At 67.0% G+C, this 17,152-nt stretch carries 14 protein-coding genes and 1 riboswitch; of the genes, 9 read left to right on the forward strand and 5 right to left on the reverse strand.

Translation table 11 applies throughout. The annotated features are described in order from the left end of the window. Positions 1-316 precede the first annotated feature (316 nt). The 6 genes from ACTQWE_RS02735 (at position 317) to ACTQWE_RS02760 (ending at position 6,032) form a co-directional block, all read left to right on the forward strand. A complete protein-coding gene (locus tag ACTQWE_RS02735; RefSeq protein WP_441856701.1) occupies positions 317-1,867 on the forward strand; it encodes an ATP-binding cassette domain-containing protein in 1,551 nt (516 codons plus the stop codon). A gap of 269 nt (positions 1,868-2,136) precedes the next feature. Continuing rightward, positions 2,137-2,562, forward strand: a complete 426-nt coding sequence (locus tag ACTQWE_RS02740) for a Fic family protein (protein WP_441856659.1) — start codon at positions 2,137-2,139, stop codon at positions 2,560-2,562. 48 nt (positions 2,563-2,610) lie between these two features. Beyond that, positions 2,611-2,721: riboswitch (TPP riboswitch) on the forward strand. Positions 2,722-2,773: 52 nt separating this feature from the next. Continuing rightward, complete coding sequence (locus tag ACTQWE_RS02745; protein WP_173455458.1) at positions 2,774-3,112, forward strand: thiamine-binding protein; 339 nt, start codon at positions 2,774-2,776, stop codon at positions 3,110-3,112. 198 nt (positions 3,113-3,310) lie between these two features. Next, complete coding sequence (locus ACTQWE_RS02750) at positions 3,311-4,051, forward strand: ABC transporter permease (RefSeq protein WP_441856700.1); 741 nt, start codon at positions 3,311-3,313, stop codon at positions 4,049-4,051. 86 nt (positions 4,052-4,137) lie between these two features. Continuing rightward, on the forward strand, positions 4,138-5,187 hold the full coding sequence (locus tag ACTQWE_RS02755) for an ABC transporter substrate-binding protein (RefSeq protein WP_441856699.1): 1,050 nt from the start codon (positions 4,138-4,140) through the stop codon (positions 5,185-5,187). After that, positions 5,187-6,032 (forward strand): ABC transporter ATP-binding protein, encoded by an 846-nt coding sequence (locus ACTQWE_RS02760; protein WP_441856658.1) that lies wholly within the window; start codon positions 5,187-5,189, stop codon positions 6,030-6,032. The genes ACTQWE_RS02755 and ACTQWE_RS02760 overlap by 1 nt, the downstream gene beginning before the upstream one ends. A 150-nt stretch (positions 6,033-6,182) precedes the next feature. Here ACTQWE_RS02760 and ACTQWE_RS02765 read toward each other — a convergent pair whose 3' ends face one another. From ACTQWE_RS02765 to ACTQWE_RS02775, 3 genes are all read right to left on the reverse strand, one after another. Continuing rightward, entirely contained in the window at positions 6,183-8,648 is a 2,466-nt protein-coding gene (locus ACTQWE_RS02765; RefSeq protein ID WP_441856657.1) for an LTA synthase family protein, read from the reverse strand. A gap of 159 nt (positions 8,649-8,807) precedes the next feature. Further along, positions 8,808-10,220, reverse strand: coding sequence for an aminopeptidase (locus tag ACTQWE_RS02770; protein WP_441856656.1), 1,413 nt, complete (start codon positions 10,218-10,220; stop codon positions 8,808-8,810). A 133-nt stretch (positions 10,221-10,353) separates the two neighbouring features. Beyond that, on the reverse strand, positions 10,354-11,514 hold the full coding sequence (locus ACTQWE_RS02775) for a hypothetical protein (RefSeq protein WP_441856655.1): 1,161 nt from the start codon (positions 11,512-11,514) through the stop codon (positions 10,354-10,356). A 265-nt stretch (positions 11,515-11,779) separates the two neighbouring features. Here ACTQWE_RS02775 and fba point away from each other — a divergent pair, with 265 nt between their 5' ends. The 3 genes from fba (at position 11,780) to ACTQWE_RS02790 (ending at position 16,179) form a co-directional block, all read left to right on the forward strand. Continuing rightward, positions 11,780-12,652 (forward strand): class II fructose-1,6-bisphosphate aldolase, encoded by an 873-nt coding sequence (gene fba / locus ACTQWE_RS02780; protein ID WP_170103314.1) that lies wholly within the window; start codon positions 11,780-11,782, stop codon positions 12,650-12,652. Positions 12,653-12,811: 159 nt separating this feature from the next. After that, positions 12,812-15,124 (forward strand): LTA synthase family protein, encoded by a 2,313-nt coding sequence (locus ACTQWE_RS02785; RefSeq protein WP_441856654.1) that lies wholly within the window; start codon positions 12,812-12,814, stop codon positions 15,122-15,124. A 137-nt stretch (positions 15,125-15,261) separates the two neighbouring features. Continuing rightward, on the forward strand, positions 15,262-16,179 hold the full coding sequence (locus ACTQWE_RS02790) for a zinc ribbon domain-containing protein (RefSeq protein WP_441856653.1): 918 nt from the start codon (positions 15,262-15,264) through the stop codon (positions 16,177-16,179). On the opposite strand, the gene ACTQWE_RS02795 is transcribed toward ACTQWE_RS02790, so the two are convergent. Both ACTQWE_RS02795 and sufU read right to left on the reverse strand, forming a co-directional pair. Continuing rightward, positions 16,176-16,637, reverse strand: coding sequence for an RrF2 family transcriptional regulator (locus ACTQWE_RS02795; RefSeq protein ID WP_441856652.1), 462 nt, complete (start codon positions 16,635-16,637; stop codon positions 16,176-16,178). The genes ACTQWE_RS02790 and ACTQWE_RS02795 overlap by 4 nt on opposite strands. 5 nt (positions 16,638-16,642) lie before the next feature. Then, positions 16,643-17,152, reverse strand: coding sequence for a Fe-S cluster assembly sulfur transfer protein SufU (gene sufU / locus ACTQWE_RS02800; protein ID WP_090861429.1), 510 nt, complete (start codon positions 17,150-17,152; stop codon positions 16,643-16,645).

Raw genomic sequence — 17,152 nt, forward strand, 5'->3', positions numbered from 1 at the left:
AAGGGCGCTTCTGCCAATCAGGTCGCCAACAGAAACAAAGGACGTTCGCGGCCGTGGCCTTGTGATAGAATCGCCTCGCTCGTGAAGTTGCCGGCGCCTTTGGCAAGCGCCGGTCAGGAGGGGAGAAGAGCTTGCTCATCTAGCGATGCCCGCATCGGGCGCCCAAACACGTATTGGATTGGCAACGCCGGTCCGCTGGGTGCCGCGCATCGCGCACAGCCGCTCTTCTTGGAATGCACGTCCTTCTCGCCCGCGTTGGGCGGGGGCGTTGCACCTGCGCCCGGCGGTCGGCCTCGTGAGGAGGCCTACCTTGCAGATGAATCTCACCAACATTGGTTATACGTACCCTGGCGCGGCCGAGCCCGTGCTCTCTGGCATTACCCTTGCGCTGGTGCCGGGGTGGTGTGGCATCGTGGGCGACAACGGCTGCGGCAAGACCACGCTCGCGCGCGTGGTGTGCGGTCAGCTTGCGCCAAGCGAGGGCACGCTCACGCATGGCCTGGTGTGCGCGATGTGCGAGCAGGACGCGAACATGGCGCCTGCGCGCCTGGCTGAGTTCGCGTGCGACTACGCCGCGGACGCCGTGCGCCTGCGTGCGCGCCTGGGCGTGCAGGACGACTGGCCGTGGCGCTTTGACGAGCTTTCCGGCGGCCAGCGCAAGCGCCTTCAGGTGGCCGTGGCGCTGTGGGAGCGCCCTGACCTGCTGGTGATGGACGAGCCCACCAACCACGTGGACGCCCCCACGCGCCGTGCGATCATGGGCGCTCTTGCGGAGTTTCGCGGCATCGGCCTTCTGATCTCTCACGACCGCGAGCTGCTGGACGCTCTGTGCGGGCGTTGCCTGTTCATGGGGCCGCGTGGCGCCGTCATGCGCCCGGGCACGTGGAGCGAGGGTGCCGCCCAGGAGGAGCGCGAACGAGCAGAGGCCTCCCATGCCCGCGACGTCGCACGGACGGAGGCTGCGCGCATACGTCGAGAGGCGGAACGCCGCCGCCAGCGGGCGGAGCAGTCCGCGGCGCGCCGGAGCCTTCGCGGCGTGGACCCCCGGGACCATGACACGCGCGAGAAGATCGGGCGCGCCGTGGTCACGGGCAAGGACGGGGTCGCGGGGCGGTCCCGCGCCGTGGCGGCTGCGCGCCTGGAGCGCGCGGAGCGCGCGGCCGAGGCGACGTTTGTGGAGCGACGCTATGACGGCAGCGTGTGGATGGACGTGCAACCCAGTGCGCGCAAGGTGCTGTTTCGCGCTGCGGCGGGCGTGCTCCCGCTTGACGGTGGTGCATCTGCCGGCGCGTCCGCTGGCGGCGTGCAGAAAGATGGCGCGGTCGCCGGCGAGGCGGCCCCTGTGCTGCGCGTGCCGGCCCTGACCATTGGCAACACGGAGCACGTGGCCCTTGTGGGCGCAAACGGCAGCGGGAAGACGACGCTCGTGCGCCATGTGATGGCGAGGCTCGATCCCGGCGTTCCGTGCTGCTACGTGCCGCAGGAGCCTGCGGAGGCGGAGCGCCGTGTCGCGCTTGATCGGCTGGGCGAGCTCTTGCCAGACGAGCGCGGTTTCGTGCTCGGCATCGTGGCGCGACTGAACTCTGACCCGGCGCGCCTGCTCGAGGGCGGGGAGCCGAGCCCCGGTGAGCTGCGCAAGCTGATGCTCGCGCTCGGCATGCTGGACAAGCCGGCGCTCATCGTGATGGACGAGCCCACGAACCACCTGGACCTGCACTCCACGCAGGCGCTCCAGGAGCTGCTTACGGGATTTCCGGGAGCACTGCTGCTTGTGTCGCACGACGCGGCGCTGCTGGACGCGGCGACGAGCACCCGCTGGGAGGTCGAGCGCGCGGGGGAGGGCGACGCCGTGCTGCGCGTCAGGTAGGTGAGGTTGGCATGTGCTGACAGCTGGGGCGGCTGTTCTTCTCGCGTGGGAAGACGGCCATCTTACGTGTTTCGATAGACTTGTATAAGTTGTAAATTGCTGGTGTGCTCGCATGAACCATATCGAGGGTTCGACCCTGACTCATGACCAGACGGTTCAGATTTTTTGACAGGGCAACGTTCTCGGGCACTGCGGCGGTGGACGACATCGTGGAGGCGCGAAACCACTTTCGAGCGTTCGACCATGTTCTGGATACCTGGAACGAGCCGTTGGGCCCATACTATCTGCGCGCAATGCATCGCATTCTGAAGAGCGGCACCGCGGATGCCGCGAATCCTGTCATGGCGGTGGGGGAGTTCAAGAAGTTCTCCAACGTTATAGGGGGAGCCGTCTCTGACGTCGAGACTGCCTCGCCGGAGGACGTCCCCCACCTGGTGGGCGACCTCATTGATTCCTACGAGGGCAAGTCCGTGCGCCAGTTTGAGGACATCGTTCGCTTCCATAGGGAGTTGGAGCGAATACACCCGTTTTCCGACGGAAACGGTCGTGTGGGAAGACTCGTGATGTTTAAGGAATGCCTGAGGGCGGGCATTACGCCGTTCATCATTACCGAGGTCACGTATATGCCGATGGCGAAAGAGTTCATGTGCGTGCTGCGCGACACCCGCCGTTTTCCCGAGCGCCACGAGCCGTGATGATGACGCGACGTGGTGTCGCGGCCGAGGGGGATGAGTGCTACCATTACGACTCGACAGGGGAGCTGGCGCACGCCGGCTGAGAATGGGCCCAACGCGGCCCTGACCCAATAACCTGATCCGGGTAATGCCGGCGTAGGGACCAGAGCACCGCATGTTCGGGCACCTACGGATACGTGGGTGCCTTTTTGGCGCCCGGAAGGGAGGGCGCATGAACTGTTCCGTCGCGATTCAGTTTCTGCCCATGGACGCCACGACCGACGACGAGACCTGCTCCGCGGTCGACCAGGTGATCGCCTACATCGACTCGACGGGGCTGGACTACTTCGTAGGCCCGTTCGAGACCGCGATCGAGGGCGACTACGACGCCTGCATGGAGTGCCTGAAGAACTGCCAGCTTGTGGCCGCGAAGGCCGGCTGCCGCCACATGATGACGTACGCGAAGATCGACTACCGCCCCGACGGCGACGTGATGTCGACCGACCACAAGATCGGCAAGTACCATCCCACCGACAGCGAGTTTTCGCACGCGAAGTCCGAGGTGGCGTAGGTGCAGCCCGACTCCGGCGAGTCCACGGCGCAGGCCTGCGCCCGTCCCAAGACGTCTGCAGGCAAGCCCCAGCCTGTGGCCACGGGGACGCCCGCGGGCGAGAAGGACGGCGCTTCTTTGCAGGAAGGCGTGGCGGGGGGCGAACGCGCCCGTGCCCGCGAGCGCCGGGAGCGGCGCGCGCGCAGGCGCAGGGTCGCGGTGCCCACGCTGACGGTGGCGTGCATCCTTGCGCTGTGGCAGACGGTGGTGGCGTTTGGCATCGTGCCCAACTTCCTGCTGCCCAGCCCCGTGCAGGTGGTGTACGCGCTGGTGGCCGACGCGTCGCTTCTGGCGATGCACTCCGCGGCGACGCTGACGGAGGCCGCGCTCGGCCTGGTCATCGGCACGGGCGTGGGCTTTGTGGTCGCGGTTTTGATGGACCGCTTCCAGACCGTGAGCCTGGCGCTCGACCCCATCGTCACGGTGAGCCAGACCATCCCGACCGTGGCCATCGCGCCGCTTTTGGTGCTGTGGTTTGGCTACGGCCTTGCGCCGAAGGTGGTGCTGGTGGTCATCTCCACGTTCTTTCCCATCACGGTGAGCCTGGTGGGGGGATTTCGCTCCGTCGACCCGGACCTGATAGACCTCATGCGCACCATGCGGGCCTCGCGCTGGCAGATCTTCTGGAAGGTGAAGATGCCGGCCGCGCTCGACCAGTTCTTCAGCGGGCTGCGCATAAGCGCCACCTATGCCATCGTGGGCGCGGTCATCGCGGAGTGGCTCGGCGGGTTCAGCGGGCTGGGCGTCTACATGACGCGCGTCCGCAAGTCGTTTGCATACGACCGCATGTTCGCGGTCATCATACTGATCTCCGTTCTGTCGCTGGCCCTCATGGGGCTGGTCGACTGGCTCCAGCGCATCGCGATGCCCTGGAAGCGTGCCGAAAGGAAGGAAGACTGATGTCTTACAAGCAGCGTGCCAACCAGATGCGCGGCGCTTCTCGCCCGTACACGTTTGCGGAGCACAAGGCGGCGTTCGAGCGCGACATGAGCCGTCGCAACTTCATCAAGGGCGCCGGCGCGCTTGCCGCCGCGGCGACGCTTGCCGGCTGCGGCGCGTACAAGGGCGCCTCGGGCGACGCGTCCGCGAGCGCGGGGGAGGACTCGAGCGCGAAGTCCGCGCCGAAGTCCGCGCGCAAGATCACGTTCTGCCTGGACTACACCCCCAACACCAACCACACGGGCATCTACGTGGCGCAGGCGAAGGGCTACTTCAAGGACGAGGGCCTCACGGTCAAGGTGGTACAGCCCGCGGACGGCACGGCGGAGGCCATGATCGGCTCTGGCCAGGCGCAGCTGGGCGTGAGCTACCAGGACTACATCGCCAACGCCCTGAGCTCGAAGAACCCCGTGGCCATCGAGGCCGTGGCCGCCATCATCCAGCACAACACGTCTGGCATTATGAGCCGCAAGGCCGACGGCATCACCTCTGCGAAGAAGATGGAGGGGCACACGTACGCCACGTGGAGCATGCCCGTGGAGCAGGCCACCATCAAGCAGGTGATGGAGTCCGACGGCGGCGACTATTCCAAGCTGAAGCTGGTGCCGTACGAGGTGGACGACGAGGTCGCGGGCCTGAAGGCCAACATGTTCGACTGCGTGTGGGTGTACGAGGGCTGGGCGGTGCAGAACGCGAAGGTCCAGCACTACGACGTGAACTACTTCAGCTTTGTGGACATGGACAAGGTGTTCGACTTCTACACCCCGGTCATTGCGGCGAACGACGACTTCGCGAAGAAGTATCCCGACGTGGTGAAGGCGTTTGTGCGCGCCGCGAAGCGCGGCTACGAGTATGCTATCAAGCACCCAAAGGCCGCCGGCGACATCCTTTTGGACGCCGCGCCGGAGCTGTCTTCCGACCTGGTGCAGGCATCCGCAAAGTACCTGGCAAAGCAGTACCAGGCCGACGCGAAGAGTTGGGGCGTGATCGACAAGTCGCGCTGGGACACGTACTTCAAGTGGCTGAACGACAAGAACCTGGTCGAGAACAAGCTGGACGAGAACTCCGGCTGGACCATGGACTACCTGGAGGCATAGTGGCCACTGCTGCGGTTGACGGCGTCCCCGCGCAGGGGGCGCCCACGGGCGAGAAGGACGCGGCCGGCGCGGCCGCGGGCGCCCCGGCGCTGGAGGCGCGACACCTGACGCTGAGCTGGGACGAGGGCGAACACGTGGTGGCAAGGGACGTCTGCCTTGAGGTGGGCGCCGGAGAGGTGGTGTGCCTGGTCGGTCGCTCCGGCTGCGGCAAGACGACCATCCTGCACGCGCTGTCCGGTCTGACCCGGCCGCTGGAGGGGCGCGTCCTTCTGCACGGGGAGGACGTGACCGGCCACCCTGGTCGCGTGAGCTACATGCTGCAGAAGGACCTGCTTCTGCCGAGCAAGCGCATACTGGACAACGTGTGCCTGCCGCTGGTGATCGCGGGCATGCCGGCGCGCGACGCCCGAGCGAAGGCGGAGCCGCTGTTTGAGCGCTTTGGGCTCCGTGGCACGGAGCGCATGTGGCCGAGCGAGCTTTCCGGCGGCATGCGCCAGCGAGCGGCGTTCCTTCGCACCTACCTGATGGGAAACGACGTGACGCTTCTGGATGAGCCGTTCAGCGCGCTTGACGCCCTGACGCGCGCGGACATGCGCAGCTGGTACTGCGGCATGTCGCGCGAGCTGGGCATGGCGTCGCTTGCGATCACGCACGACGTGGACGAGGCCGTGACCATGGCGGACCGCATCTACGTGCTGCGCGGCGACCCGCGCTCCGGCGTGCCCAGCACCATCGCGGCGGAGGTGGCGGTGCCGCGGCCGGAGGGCGACGTTTCCGCCGCGGAGTTTGCCCTCACTCCGGCGTTTCTGGACTGCAAGCGAGAAGTGCTGGGGCTTCTGGGCTGAGCACGTACCCCAAAAGTGCACCCCGCATGCCATGTGGCGTGCGGGGTGCGTGCGTGCGAGGTGCATGTGGGGTGCGTGCGGGCGAGTGGGGCGTGGCGAGGCTCCCGGGGACCCCGGGCGTGTGCCGGCCCCGCGCCCGGGGTCTTCTCGCTAGTGCTTTACCTTGGAGCCAAACTCCAGGTACTGCACCATGTCGAGGTTGCGGTAGGCCTTCGCCGCCGCGGAGTCGCCGCTGACGGAGGGGTCCGTGAGCTCGGTGGAGGACTCGCGCCACGTGCCGTTGGTGTCGGAGTAGCCCATCAGGGTGAGGAACGGCATCTTGAGCATGGTCTGGAGGTTCGCCTTCTGGTGGTTGCTCAGCGGCGCGCCGATGAGCTCCATCATGTAGCTGCTGAGGTAGCCGATGCTCATCTCCTTGTTGGTGCTCTTGGCGGGCGTGCCGGCCACGTCGTAGTTTGCCCAGATGAAGTACTGCGTCTTGAAGGCGCGCAGCTGGTGCGAGAGCGAGCTCTTGTCCTCGTTGGGGTACACGGAGTCGTTCAGGTAGTTGGAGCTGATGTTGGGCTGGTGGTCGCCGTAGAACACGAGCACGACGGGCTTGTTCAGCTGGCGCAGCTCCTGGATGAACGTCTTCAGGTCCTCGTCGGACGCCTTGATGCACGATACGTACTCGTTGAACTCGGCGTTCTCGTACGCGCTCACGTTCTTGAGCTGGTAGTTGGTAAGGCGGTCCGCCGGGATGTTGTTCTTGTCGTAGCCCGTGTGGTTCTGCATGGTGATGTCCGTGATGAACATGGGCTTGTCAGAGCCCTGGATCAGCTCAAGGATCTTCTGGTACGTGGAGAGGTCGGTCACGCCGTTGTGGAACACGGGCGCGCCCTGGAAGTCGTTGATGTCAAGGAACTGGTCGAAGCCCAGCTGCGGGTACACCTTGTCGCGGTTCCAGTTGGACGCGATGTTGGGGTGGATGGCGGCCGTGCCGTAGCCGATGCTCTTGAACTGCTTGGCGAGGCTGTTGACCTTGGAGAAGTTGTACAGGTTGTACGGATACTTGCCCGTGCCCACGTACGCCATGGAGTTGCCCGTGAGGAACTCGAACTCAGAGTTGCACGTCCCGCCGCCCACGACGGAGACGTTGAGCACGCCGCGCGAGAGGGTGTCGCTCATGGAGTTGAAGTACTCCGGGCCGGTGTAGCCGGTGTAGCCGATGTCGTAGAACTTGGAGAGGTCCGAGAACGTCTCGTTCTGCACGAAGATGACGCTGGGCTTCACCTGGTCGAACTGCGCCTTCGCACGCGCGTACGTCTTCGCGGAATCCGAGGAGTCGTACTGCTTGGCGAGCTTCTTCTCGATGCTCTTGGCCTTCTGCTGCGAGTAGCCGCGCGGAACCTCGATGGGCATGCCGTACCACATGCTGAAGAAGCTGGTGAGGAAGCCGTGGTCGGAGTACGCCACGACCGGCTGCCAGAACTTCGTGCCCAAGAACTGCGTCCAAGCGTACGCGGCGTGGGTGGTGCCCCACGCGCCAAGGACGCAGGCGCAGGCGAGAAGGACGTTCAGAACGACGCCGAGGACCCTGTGCCCGGTGCGGCGCGAGGGTGCGGTCGCGGCGGAGGGGACCGCGTCCTTCTCGCCCGCGGTGGCGGGCTTCGCGGATGCGGGCGCGGCTGCCTCGCTGGCATCGGCGGGGGAGTCCAGGCCAACGGCGGAGCGCCTCACGACGGGGCTGATGCGCTGGAGCGCGAGGAAGCACAGGTCGAGGGCGATGGCGCCCAGAAGCACCGTGCCGCCGAAGTCGAACTTGAGGCCGTCGGACACGGCCGCCGCGGTGCCGAGCGCGTAGATGTCACCGGCCTGGATGACGGAGCCCTTGAGCACCACGACGAAGTACTCCACGATGCCGAGGACGTACAGCGCGACGGCCACGGCGATGGCGCCCCAGCTGCGACGCTGGAACAGGAAGTACATCGCGCCCATGGCAAGAAGGACCATGGCCCAGTCGATCAGGCGGCTGAGGAAGTTCATCCACACCAGGTTGACGTGCCAGCAGATCTCGAGCGAGACGAACGCGAAGAGGGCGGCGACGGCCAGGCGCACGAGGTCGGTCTTCGCCCACGGCGCGAACGTGCCGTGCAGCCAGGCGCGTGCGGCGGACGGCTTGCCGTCGGAGGCCTCGCGCGCGGAGAGGCGCTCGTCGCGGCGCGCCTTGCGGGCGGCGTGCGCCTTGCGGATGCGGGCGGCGGGCGCGCTCAGGAAGCGCGGCGCGCGCATCTTGCGCGGGCGGGAGTCCCACGGTGCGTACGCACTCACGAAGTCGCGCGCGGTGCGCAGGAACGTCTTGCCGTTCTCGCGATGGAGCGTCGCCATGGCGCAGATGATGGTGGCCGCGGCAAGCAGAAACGGCGCGAGCGGGCTGCCCTTGTAGTAGTCCATCAGGCACAGCACGCCAAACGCGACGGGAATGATGGCGAACGAGAGGCACCACGCGTACGTGCGGGCGGACAGCCTCTTGTAGCCCTCGGTCTTGCTCAGGCGGTGCCAGCGCACGCAAAGCCAGACCACCACCGCGGCTGTCGCGAACGCCACGGCGGCAAACAGGATGTTCAGTGCAGACATAATTCTCCGTAGACGTCAAGTAAACAGATAGGCCCGAGTATAGGTGGGCAGCGTGTGGCGAATGTGCGCCTAGCAGGATAAACAGACAATTGATAGGAAACTTGGCGGGTGGGCGGCCGCGGGCGGTCAGAGTCGCGCTCCCGGCCGCCCGGCCGGGCCCTACCTGAGGCCCAGGAACGCCTTGTAGCCGCGGTAGGCCTCGTACACGTCGGCCTTGCTCGTTGCCTCCCAGGGCGCGTGCATGCTCAGCACCGGCACGCCGCAGTCGATCACGTCCATGCCGTACTTGGCCAGGATGTAGGCGATCGTGCCGCCGCCGCCCGCGTCCACCTTGCCGAGCTCCGCCGTCTGGAAGTGCACGCCGGCATCGTCCATGCAGCGGCGGATGAGCGCGACGTACTCCGCGTCCGCGTCGTTGGAGCCAGACTTGCCGCGGCTGCCGGTGTACTTGTTGAAGGTGAGGCCGTGTCCCAGGTAGCAGGAGTTCTTCGGCTCGAACACTGACGCGTAGCTCGGGTCGTACGCGGCGCTCACATCGGAGCTCAGCATGCGCGACCTGCGCAGGCAGCGTCTAAGCGCAAGCGGGCCGCGCTCGCCGGCCAGGTCTAGGACCTCGGCCATGGCGTCCTCGAAGAAGCGGCTGGTCATGCCCGTCGCGCCGACGGAGCCGATCTCCTCCTTGTCAACCAGGATCGTGACGGCGGTGCGCTCCGGCGCCTCGCATTCGAGCTGCGCCACGAGGCTGGGGTAGGCGCACGAGCTGTCGTCCTGCCCGTAGCCCAGGATGAGCGAGCGGTCGAGGCCAAGGTCGCGCGCCGGGCCTGCCGGCACGACCTCGAGCTCGGCGGAGAGGAGGTCCTCCTCGTCGATGCCCAGCTCGCGGGCGAGAAGATCGAGCACCGCGGCCTTGACGGCAGACTTCGCGGCGCCTCCCTCGCCCTTCTCGCCCGCGTCGCCCTCGACCTTTACGGGGCGGTTGCCGACGATCACGTCCAGCAGCTCGCCCTCGATCACTTCGGACGCCGTCTTGGAGAGCTGGTCCTTCGACAGGTGGATGAGCAGGTCGGACACGCAGAACACCGGGTCGTCCGCGGACTCGCCCACGCACACGCTCACCGTGGAGCCGTCCTTCTTGCACACGACGCCGTGGATGGCGAGGGGGATGGCTACCCACTGGTACTTCTTGATGCCACCGTAGTAGTGGGTGTCGAGCGTGACGAGCTCGTTCTTCTCGTCCAGCGGGTTCTGCTTCACGTCCAGGCGCGGCGAGTCGATGTGGGCGCCCAGGATGTTGAGGCCGCTCTCCAGGGGCTCGGTGCCAAGATGCACCAGGAGCACGCCCTTGCCGTGGTTCGAGGCGTACACCTTGTCGCCGGACCTGAGGGCGACGCCATGGGCCACGAGCTCCTCGAGGTCGCGGTAGCCGGCGGCGCGGGCCTGCTCGATGGAGGCGGCGCACACCTCGCGCTCTATCTTGTTGTCAGATATGAAGCGCTTGTAGCCCTCGCACACGCGGTCGAGGTCTTGCAGCTGCTCCTCCGTGTAGTCGAGCCAGGCGTTCGGTCGTTCCATGTGGTTCCCTTCCATACGTCGGGCGCCCCCTCGGGCGCCCGATGCCGGCGGCTTCCCATGCGTGCCGTCGGTCGCTTATATATATTTAACTATATCGAAAGTGCGGCCGGCCGGCTGGCCTTTGGTCGCGTCGCTAGTTTCCGCTCGTGGTCGTCGTGGCGCCGCTTGTGCCGGACGTTCCGGACGTGGTGGTGCCGGACGTGCCCTTGGAGTCCGTCGTTCCCGTGTTGGAGTCTCCCGTTGTGCCGGAGTCGCCACTCGTTCCGGAGTTGCCCGAGGTGCCGTCGCTCGTGCCGGTGCCGGAGTCGCCCGTGCCAGAATTGGAGGTGCCATTGGCGTTGTCACCCGAGGTGCCGCTCGTGCCGGAGGAGTCCTTCGAGCCGGAGGTGCCACCCGTGGTGGTGCCGGAGGAGTCCTTCGAGCCGGACGTGGTGCCGGACGTGGCGCCGGACGATTTGCCGTCCTGCTCTGCGCCGTCCGTCGTGCCCTTCGTCTGCTGCGACTGCGTGTCCTTGTCCTTCTTGGCGTCTGCGTCCTGCGACTGCTGGTCGTCCTGGCCCTGGCTGCTCGTCGCCACGATGGGCTCCGTGCTGCCGATGCCCTGGCCCGCGGTCGCGAGGTTCACGATGAGCGCGTACACCAGGACCGCGGCGACGGCCGCGACCACCATCACGATGGCCATGCGCTTGCGCATGAGGGCGCCCTTGCGGCTCTGTGCCGCGTCGCGCACGCTCTGGGGCGCGATGGGCGTGCCGGAGTCCGCGACGCCGGCCTCGCTCGCGGCGTCGTCCAGGCTCACGGGTGTTGCCCACGCCTGCGTGGTGCCGGAGCTCGCGCGCAGGTCGCGCGTGACCCCGTATGCGTCGTCCGTCGCGGGCGCCTGGTCCGAAAGGTCCTTCAGCTTCTGCGCGGACGCGTTGAGCATGCCCTTGTACACCTGCGACGCGATGGTGGTCGCCGCCGCGGCGACGCCCACGCCGATGATGGAGCCCGCGAGTCCGATCTTGGACTGCAGCGCAAACGACGTGACCGCCGCGAGCGCGCTCGCGATCACGGCCGACCCCGAGAACTCGCTCAGGACGCCCTTCTTCTGCGGTTCGCCCGCGTCTGGCTGCGCCTGGCCCTGCTGCGCCTGGCCCTGCTGCGCCTGGCCCTGCCCGTACGGCTGGTACCGCTGCGTGCCTTGGCCCTGCGTTGCGCCTTGAGGCTGCTGGTAGCGCTGCGTCCCATAGACGGAGGTCCTGCCCTGGGACATGGTCTGGTCGACCTGTCGACCCTGCTGATCGAATGCCACTTAGGAAGTCTCCTTCTTGTTGCCGACCGCGTTGCGTGGAGCGCGGGCGGGCTCGGCAACGGGTGCCCGCCTAGCTCTTGGATACCCGACTATAGGCATCGACCGCGCCGCGGGCCAAACTTCACGAAATGCATTCGAATCAGCGTCAACCGGGCGCGTCTACCACCAAAATCTGCATACGGTGCCATGCCCTGCGACACGGGGCCGTAATTTCGCTGTAATATGTCCTAAGTGGGAACGTCCATCACGTCATATGGAGGTACACATGCTCGTCAACGCTGCACCCATGCTCAAGGCCGCAAAGGCCGGCCACTACGGAATCGCGGCATTCAACACCAACGACCTCGAGTGGACCCGCTCCATCCTCACCGCGGCGGAGGAGACCCAGTCCCCCGTCATCATCCAGTGCACCTCGGGCGCTGCCAAGTGGCAGAAGGGCTTCAAGGTCGTGTCCGACGTCGTGCACGACATGGTCGAGTCCATGAACATTACCGTCCCCGTCGCCCTGCACCTTGACCACGGCTCCTACGAGGACTGCTTCAAGTGCATCGACGCCGGCTTCACCTCCATCATGTACGACGGCTCGCACGAGCCCGAGTTCGAGACCAACATCGAGCGCACCAAGGAGCTCGTGAAGCTTGCCCACCAGAAGGGTCTCTCCATCGAGGCCGAGGTCGGCGGCATCGGCGGCACCGAGGACGGCGTCACGGCCGAGGGCGAGCTTGCCGACCCTGCGCAGTGCGAGGCCATCGCCAACCTGGGCGTCGACTTCCTGGCCTGCGGCATCGGCAACATCCACGGCCCGTACCCCGCGGACTGGAAGGGCCTGAACTTCGACCAGCTCGCCGCCATCCAGGAGAAGACCGGCGACCTGCCGCTCGTCCTGCACGGTGGCTCCGGCATCCCCAAGGAGCAGGTGCTGAAGGCCGTCTCCCTGGGCGTCGCCAAGATCAACATCAACACCGAGCTCCAGCTCTCCTTCCACTCTGCGATGCGCAAGTACGTCGAGAGCGGCAAGGACCTCGAGGGCAAGAACTACGATCCGCGCAAGTTCCTGAAGCCGGGCTTCGACGCCATCGTCGAGACCGCCGAGGGCCTCATCAGGGACTTCGGCTCCGACGGCAAGGGCTGGGCATAGCGCGGCTTCCGCTTCGCCGGGAGCGCGTTTGTAAAGAGTCTTTGCGTTCCTTAAGATTCCTTTACACTTCTAAGGGGTCAGCCTCCGGGCTGGCCCCTTTTCGTCTACCTTGCCGTCCGGGCCGCGCCGTCCGGGCGGTCTGCGCGTTAGGAACCACCTTTGATCGCAAACGACCCCGGAACCTCCTCCCTTCCAACCAGCCTCTCCGCCACCGTCTTCTCGAGCGTGCTGCTCGTCGTCGCCTACTCCGTCGCGGACGTGCTCGTGCGCACAAACCGGAGGCGTCGCCTCATGGGCGAGGCGGCACGCCACGACGGCCAGCGCGGCTACGTTCGCACGCTCGTGAGCGTGCTCGAGCCCAGCGTCGTGGCGTGGACCGTCGTCCCCATTGCGCTTCTGGCCACGCTGCAGTCTATGGTGAGCCAGGGCCTGTTCACGGGCGGAAACTCCGTCGACCGGCTGTCTGTCGTCACGTTTGCGGGCATCGCGCTCCTGCTCGTGCGAAACCGGCTCGCAGCGCTCGCCTCGGCCTGGGCGGCGCGTACGGACGCGCGCTCCGCGGACGAGAAGGACGCGGACGCCTCGGACGAAGACTCGCTGCGGCGGCTCGACGGTGCCAGCGCCGCGCGCTTCCTCCGCTCCAACCTGCGGGCGCTGCACGCCGGCGCCACCGTCGTCATCCTGGTCGCCATCTCCATCCTGAGCGCGCTTGCCATCGAGGTTCCGTCGAACGACGCCATCGAGTCGCTTGCGGCGCGATACTTCCTGCTGGAGGCCGCCATCGTCCTGCTTGTGGTGGTGACGGCGTACTTCCTCTCGCTCGGCCATGGTGCGGGCCCCGCGATCGTCGCGGTCGCGTGCCTGGTCATCGGCATAGCCGAGTACTTCGTCATCCTGTTCAGGAACTCCGCCATCACGTTTTCCGACCTTCACGCGCTCGGCACCGCGGCGGAGGTGAGCTCCGGCTACACGTTCACTCTCACGGACGACGTGGCGGTCGCGGCGACGTACGCCATGATCGCGTACGTGCTCGCCGGCTACCTGGTGCCATGGGCGCCCGCGCGTCGCGACGTGCCGTGGTGGCGCCGGCGCTGCGCCACGAACCTGGCGGCCGGCGCCGTGGCGTGCGCCGCCACGCTCGCGCTGGTGCTCGTGCCCAACTACCGCACCGCGTTTGGCGTGAACATAAGCTACTGGGACAGCGTGGCCAGCTACAAGCAGTACGGCTTCCTGCCCTCGTTCGTGATGGGCGTGCGCGAGGCCCAGATCAGGCGCCCCGCAGATTATCGCGAATCCCGCGCGAAGAGGCTCGAGAAGAGCTACGCCGCCAAGTTCGACGCCCAGAACCAGACGGATGCCCGCAAGGCCGCGGAGCAGCAGTTTGCCCAGACCAAGCCCACGGTCATAGCCGTGATGAACGAGTCCTTCTCGGACATGTCCGTGTTCGAGGACATAAAGGCCGCCGGCTACGACGGGCCGCAGTACCTCAAATACGGCCTCACGGACTCGCTGCAGCAGGGCGCGCTCGACGTGTCCGTGCGCGGCGGCGGCACGTGCAACAGCGAGTTCGAGTTCCTGACGGGCATATCCATGGGCTTCGTGCCGGCGAACGTCTTCCCGTACCAGACGTACAGCCTGCGCCGCGTCGACAACCTCGCGCGGCAGTTCAAGGCCCTGGGGTATAAGACCGTGGCGCTCCACCCCAACCTGGGCACGAACTGGAACCGCAACATGGCCTACCGCGAGCTGGGCTTCGACCGCTTCCTGGACATCGACTCCTTCCCGAGGGACGCACCCACGCTCCACGCGGGGGTGCGCGACTCCGTCACGTACGACAAGGTGCTCGACCTTGTGGAGAAGGGCGACGGCCCACAGTTCATACTCGACATCACCATGCAGAACCACGGCGGCTACAACCTGCGGAACACGCCGGCGGACATCCTGACGGGCTACAACGTGGAGGGCGCGGGCAACAACGACGACCTGAACGAGTACCTCTCGGTCATTGGCGCGTCCGACGAGGACCTGCGCGCGTTCGTGGAGCGCCTGCGCACCATTGGCAAGCCCGTCGTGCTCGTGTTCTTTGGCGACCACCAGCCCGGCATCTCGCCGGCGTACAACGACGTGTCGTACCCGGGCGAGGAGGAGCCCGGCCACTCCGCGCGCACGTACCAGACGCGCTACGTGATCTGGGCAAACTACGACGTCGCGGGATGCGACCAGCTTGCGGCCGACGCGACGGTCTCCGCGTCCAACCTCGGCGCGACCCTGATGAACGCCATCGGCGCGCCGCTCAGTCGCTACCAGAAGGCCCAGCTCTTCTCGACCACCGTCGTTCCGCAGGTCAGTTCGCTGGGCTACCAGGCGCCCGACGGCACGTGGCATGCTATGTCCGACGCCCAGGGCGCCCAGGAGAAGGACCTTGCGGACCTGCGCACCATGTTCTACTACGAGTTTGGCTCGCGCGTGTAGGCGCCGGCCGCGCCGCACGCCGAATCGCGTCCGCCCGGGGGCCCTCCGTCTTCCATACTGAAGGCGGGGAAGCCCCCGCGCCCGTGCGCCACGCCGTGGCGGGAGGCCGCCTCACGGCCACGACCTGGGAGGATGCGATGTTCTGTCCAAGCTGCGGGAAGAGCGTTCCCGACGGAGCGAAGTTCTGCACGAACTGCGGCCGCGACCTGACGGCGCCCGCGCCGACCGCGCCGGATGCGCCGGATGCGCCGGCGGCACCCACACCCGCGCCGGCGAAGAGGCCGACGCCAAGGTGGCTCATTGCGCTCGTGGCCGTGCTTGCCGTTGCCGTGGTGGGCGTTGGCTCGTACGCGCTGACGCGCGCGGCCACGGAGCCGGGCGCGGACGCGTCGCAGACGGTGCGGAAGAAGGCCGACGGCGGCAAGAAGTCCGCAAAGCCCACGGGCGGAGCGAAGGCTGATGCGGGCAAGCCCGACGCCTCCGACACGTCTGGCGCGGACAACGCAGGCTCTGGCGCGAACTCTGGCGCGAACGAGAAGGACGGCGGTGCCGGCGGCAACGCCGTCACGGGCGACGCGTCCTACGTGGTCCGTGCGGAAGGCTATCAGTTTGCGCTGCCGAGCTATTGGCGCGGCAAGGTGGACGTGGTCGTGGACGAGGACGAGGTGGAGGTCTATCCCAAGGGATACGCGCCGACCGCAGGAGACGACCACGACAAGGGGGCGCTGGCGTCACTCGAGCTGGAGGACGGGACGGAGCCCGACGTCGCCGGCGACATCGGCAACTTCCTGGTGTACAGCCAGACCCTGGGCGGCCAGCACGTAGAGGTGTGGGCCACGAACTGGCCGTGGCTCGTGGCGAGTGGCAACGCTGGCGACACCGGGGTCTCGAGCACCAGCGAGCTTCGTGCGCTCGTGGACCTGTCCACCGGCGGCTCGCTCACCTACGACGACGCGGTGAGGCGCGGCGAGGGAGACGACCTCGTGGGCATGGGGGCGCACGACTACCTTTCGGCCGTGCCCTGGGACATAAAGGCCGTGGGCGCGGGCGCCTAGGACGTGGCGCCGGGCCCGTGGGGCTCCTCGCCCGTGGTGCCTCGCTCGCGCATCTGGTCCACGATGTCCTGCAGCGTCTTGCTATCGAGGTAGGATGCCGTGACCTTGCCCAGGTCGCGCCACATGGTGACCGTGGGGCACGTCTCGAACTGCGGGCAGATGCGGTCGTTTGTGCAGTCCAGGCAGTCGACGGGCGCGAGCGAGCCCTCCGCGGCGCGCAGGATGGCGCCGAGCGTGTACTGGCTGGGGTCGCGCGTGAGGCGATATCCGCCGCCCTTGCCGCGCAGGCTCTCCACGAAGCCCGCCTTGTGCATGAGCGAGACCACCTGCTCGAGGTACTTGCGCGATATGCCCTGGCGCTTGGCGACGTCGCCGAGCGAGACCCAGCCGGGGTGCGTCGCGAGGTCGCCCATGATGCGCAGGGCATAGCGTCCCTTTGTGGAGAACATGGAGGCCATGGCGACTACTCCTGCCCGTCGTGGGTGTGGGGCGGCATGACGCAGCTTGCCGTGGCGGTGGAGCCGGGCTTGTCCGATCCGTTCTGGAGCATCTCCTCGAGCGTGCGCCACGCGAGCTCCGCGCACTTCACGCGCGCAGGCATGTGGCTCACGTCCTTGAGGGAGGCCGCCTCGTCCAGGGCGGCGAGCTTGGAGTCGTCCGTCTCCTCGCCGCGGACCATGCGGCCGAAGAGCCGGCAGAGCTCGATGGCCTCCTGGGGGGTCTTGTCGACCATGAGGTCGCTCATCATGTCGGCCGAGGCCTGGCTCACGGCGCAGCCGTGACCCTGGTACGCGGCCTCCTCGATGCGGCCGTCGTCCCCGATGCGCACGGAGAACGTGAGCTCGTCCCCGCAGGAGGGGTTCACGCCGTGGTGCGTGAGGGTGGGGTCGTCCATCTGGTACTTGTAGTCTGGGTGAGCCACGTGGTCCATGAACTGGGCGTTGTAGAGGCTTGCCGGAGTAGAGCGGTCCAT

Source organism: Parafannyhessea sp. LCP19S3_B1, assembly GCF_052121955.1.
Lineage (GTDB): Bacteria > Actinomycetota > Coriobacteriia > Coriobacteriales > Atopobiaceae > Parafannyhessea.

Excerpts from the sequence above, each read along its gene's own strand:
- sufU (WP_090861429.1), bottom strand. The coding sequence starts at position 17,152 with ATGGACCGCTCTACTCCGGCAAGCCTCTACAACGCCCAGTTCATGGAC.
- ACTQWE_RS02765 (WP_441856657.1), bottom strand. The coding sequence starts at position 8,648 with ATGTCTGCACTGAACATCCTGTTTGCCGCCGTGGCGTTCGCGACAGCC.
- ACTQWE_RS02735 (WP_441856701.1), top strand. The coding sequence starts at position 317 with ATGAATCTCACCAACATTGGTTATACGTACCCTGGCGCGGCCGAGCCC.
- ACTQWE_RS02790 (WP_441856653.1), top strand. The coding sequence starts at position 15,262 with ATGTTCTGTCCAAGCTGCGGGAAGAGCGTTCCCGACGGAGCGAAGTTC.
- ACTQWE_RS02755 (WP_441856699.1), top strand. The coding sequence starts at position 4,138 with ATGAGCCGTCGCAACTTCATCAAGGGCGCCGGCGCGCTTGCCGCCGCG.
- fba (WP_170103314.1), top strand. The coding sequence starts at position 11,780 with ATGCTCGTCAACGCTGCACCCATGCTCAAGGCCGCAAAGGCCGGCCAC.
- ACTQWE_RS02745 (WP_173455458.1), top strand. The coding sequence starts at position 2,774 with ATGAACTGTTCCGTCGCGATTCAGTTTCTGCCCATGGACGCCACGACC.
- ACTQWE_RS02795 (WP_441856652.1), bottom strand. The coding sequence starts at position 16,637 with ATGGCCTCCATGTTCTCCACAAAGGGACGCTATGCCCTGCGCATCATG.
- ACTQWE_RS02770 (WP_441856656.1), bottom strand. The coding sequence starts at position 10,220 with ATGGAACGACCGAACGCCTGGCTCGACTACACGGAGGAGCAGCTGCAA.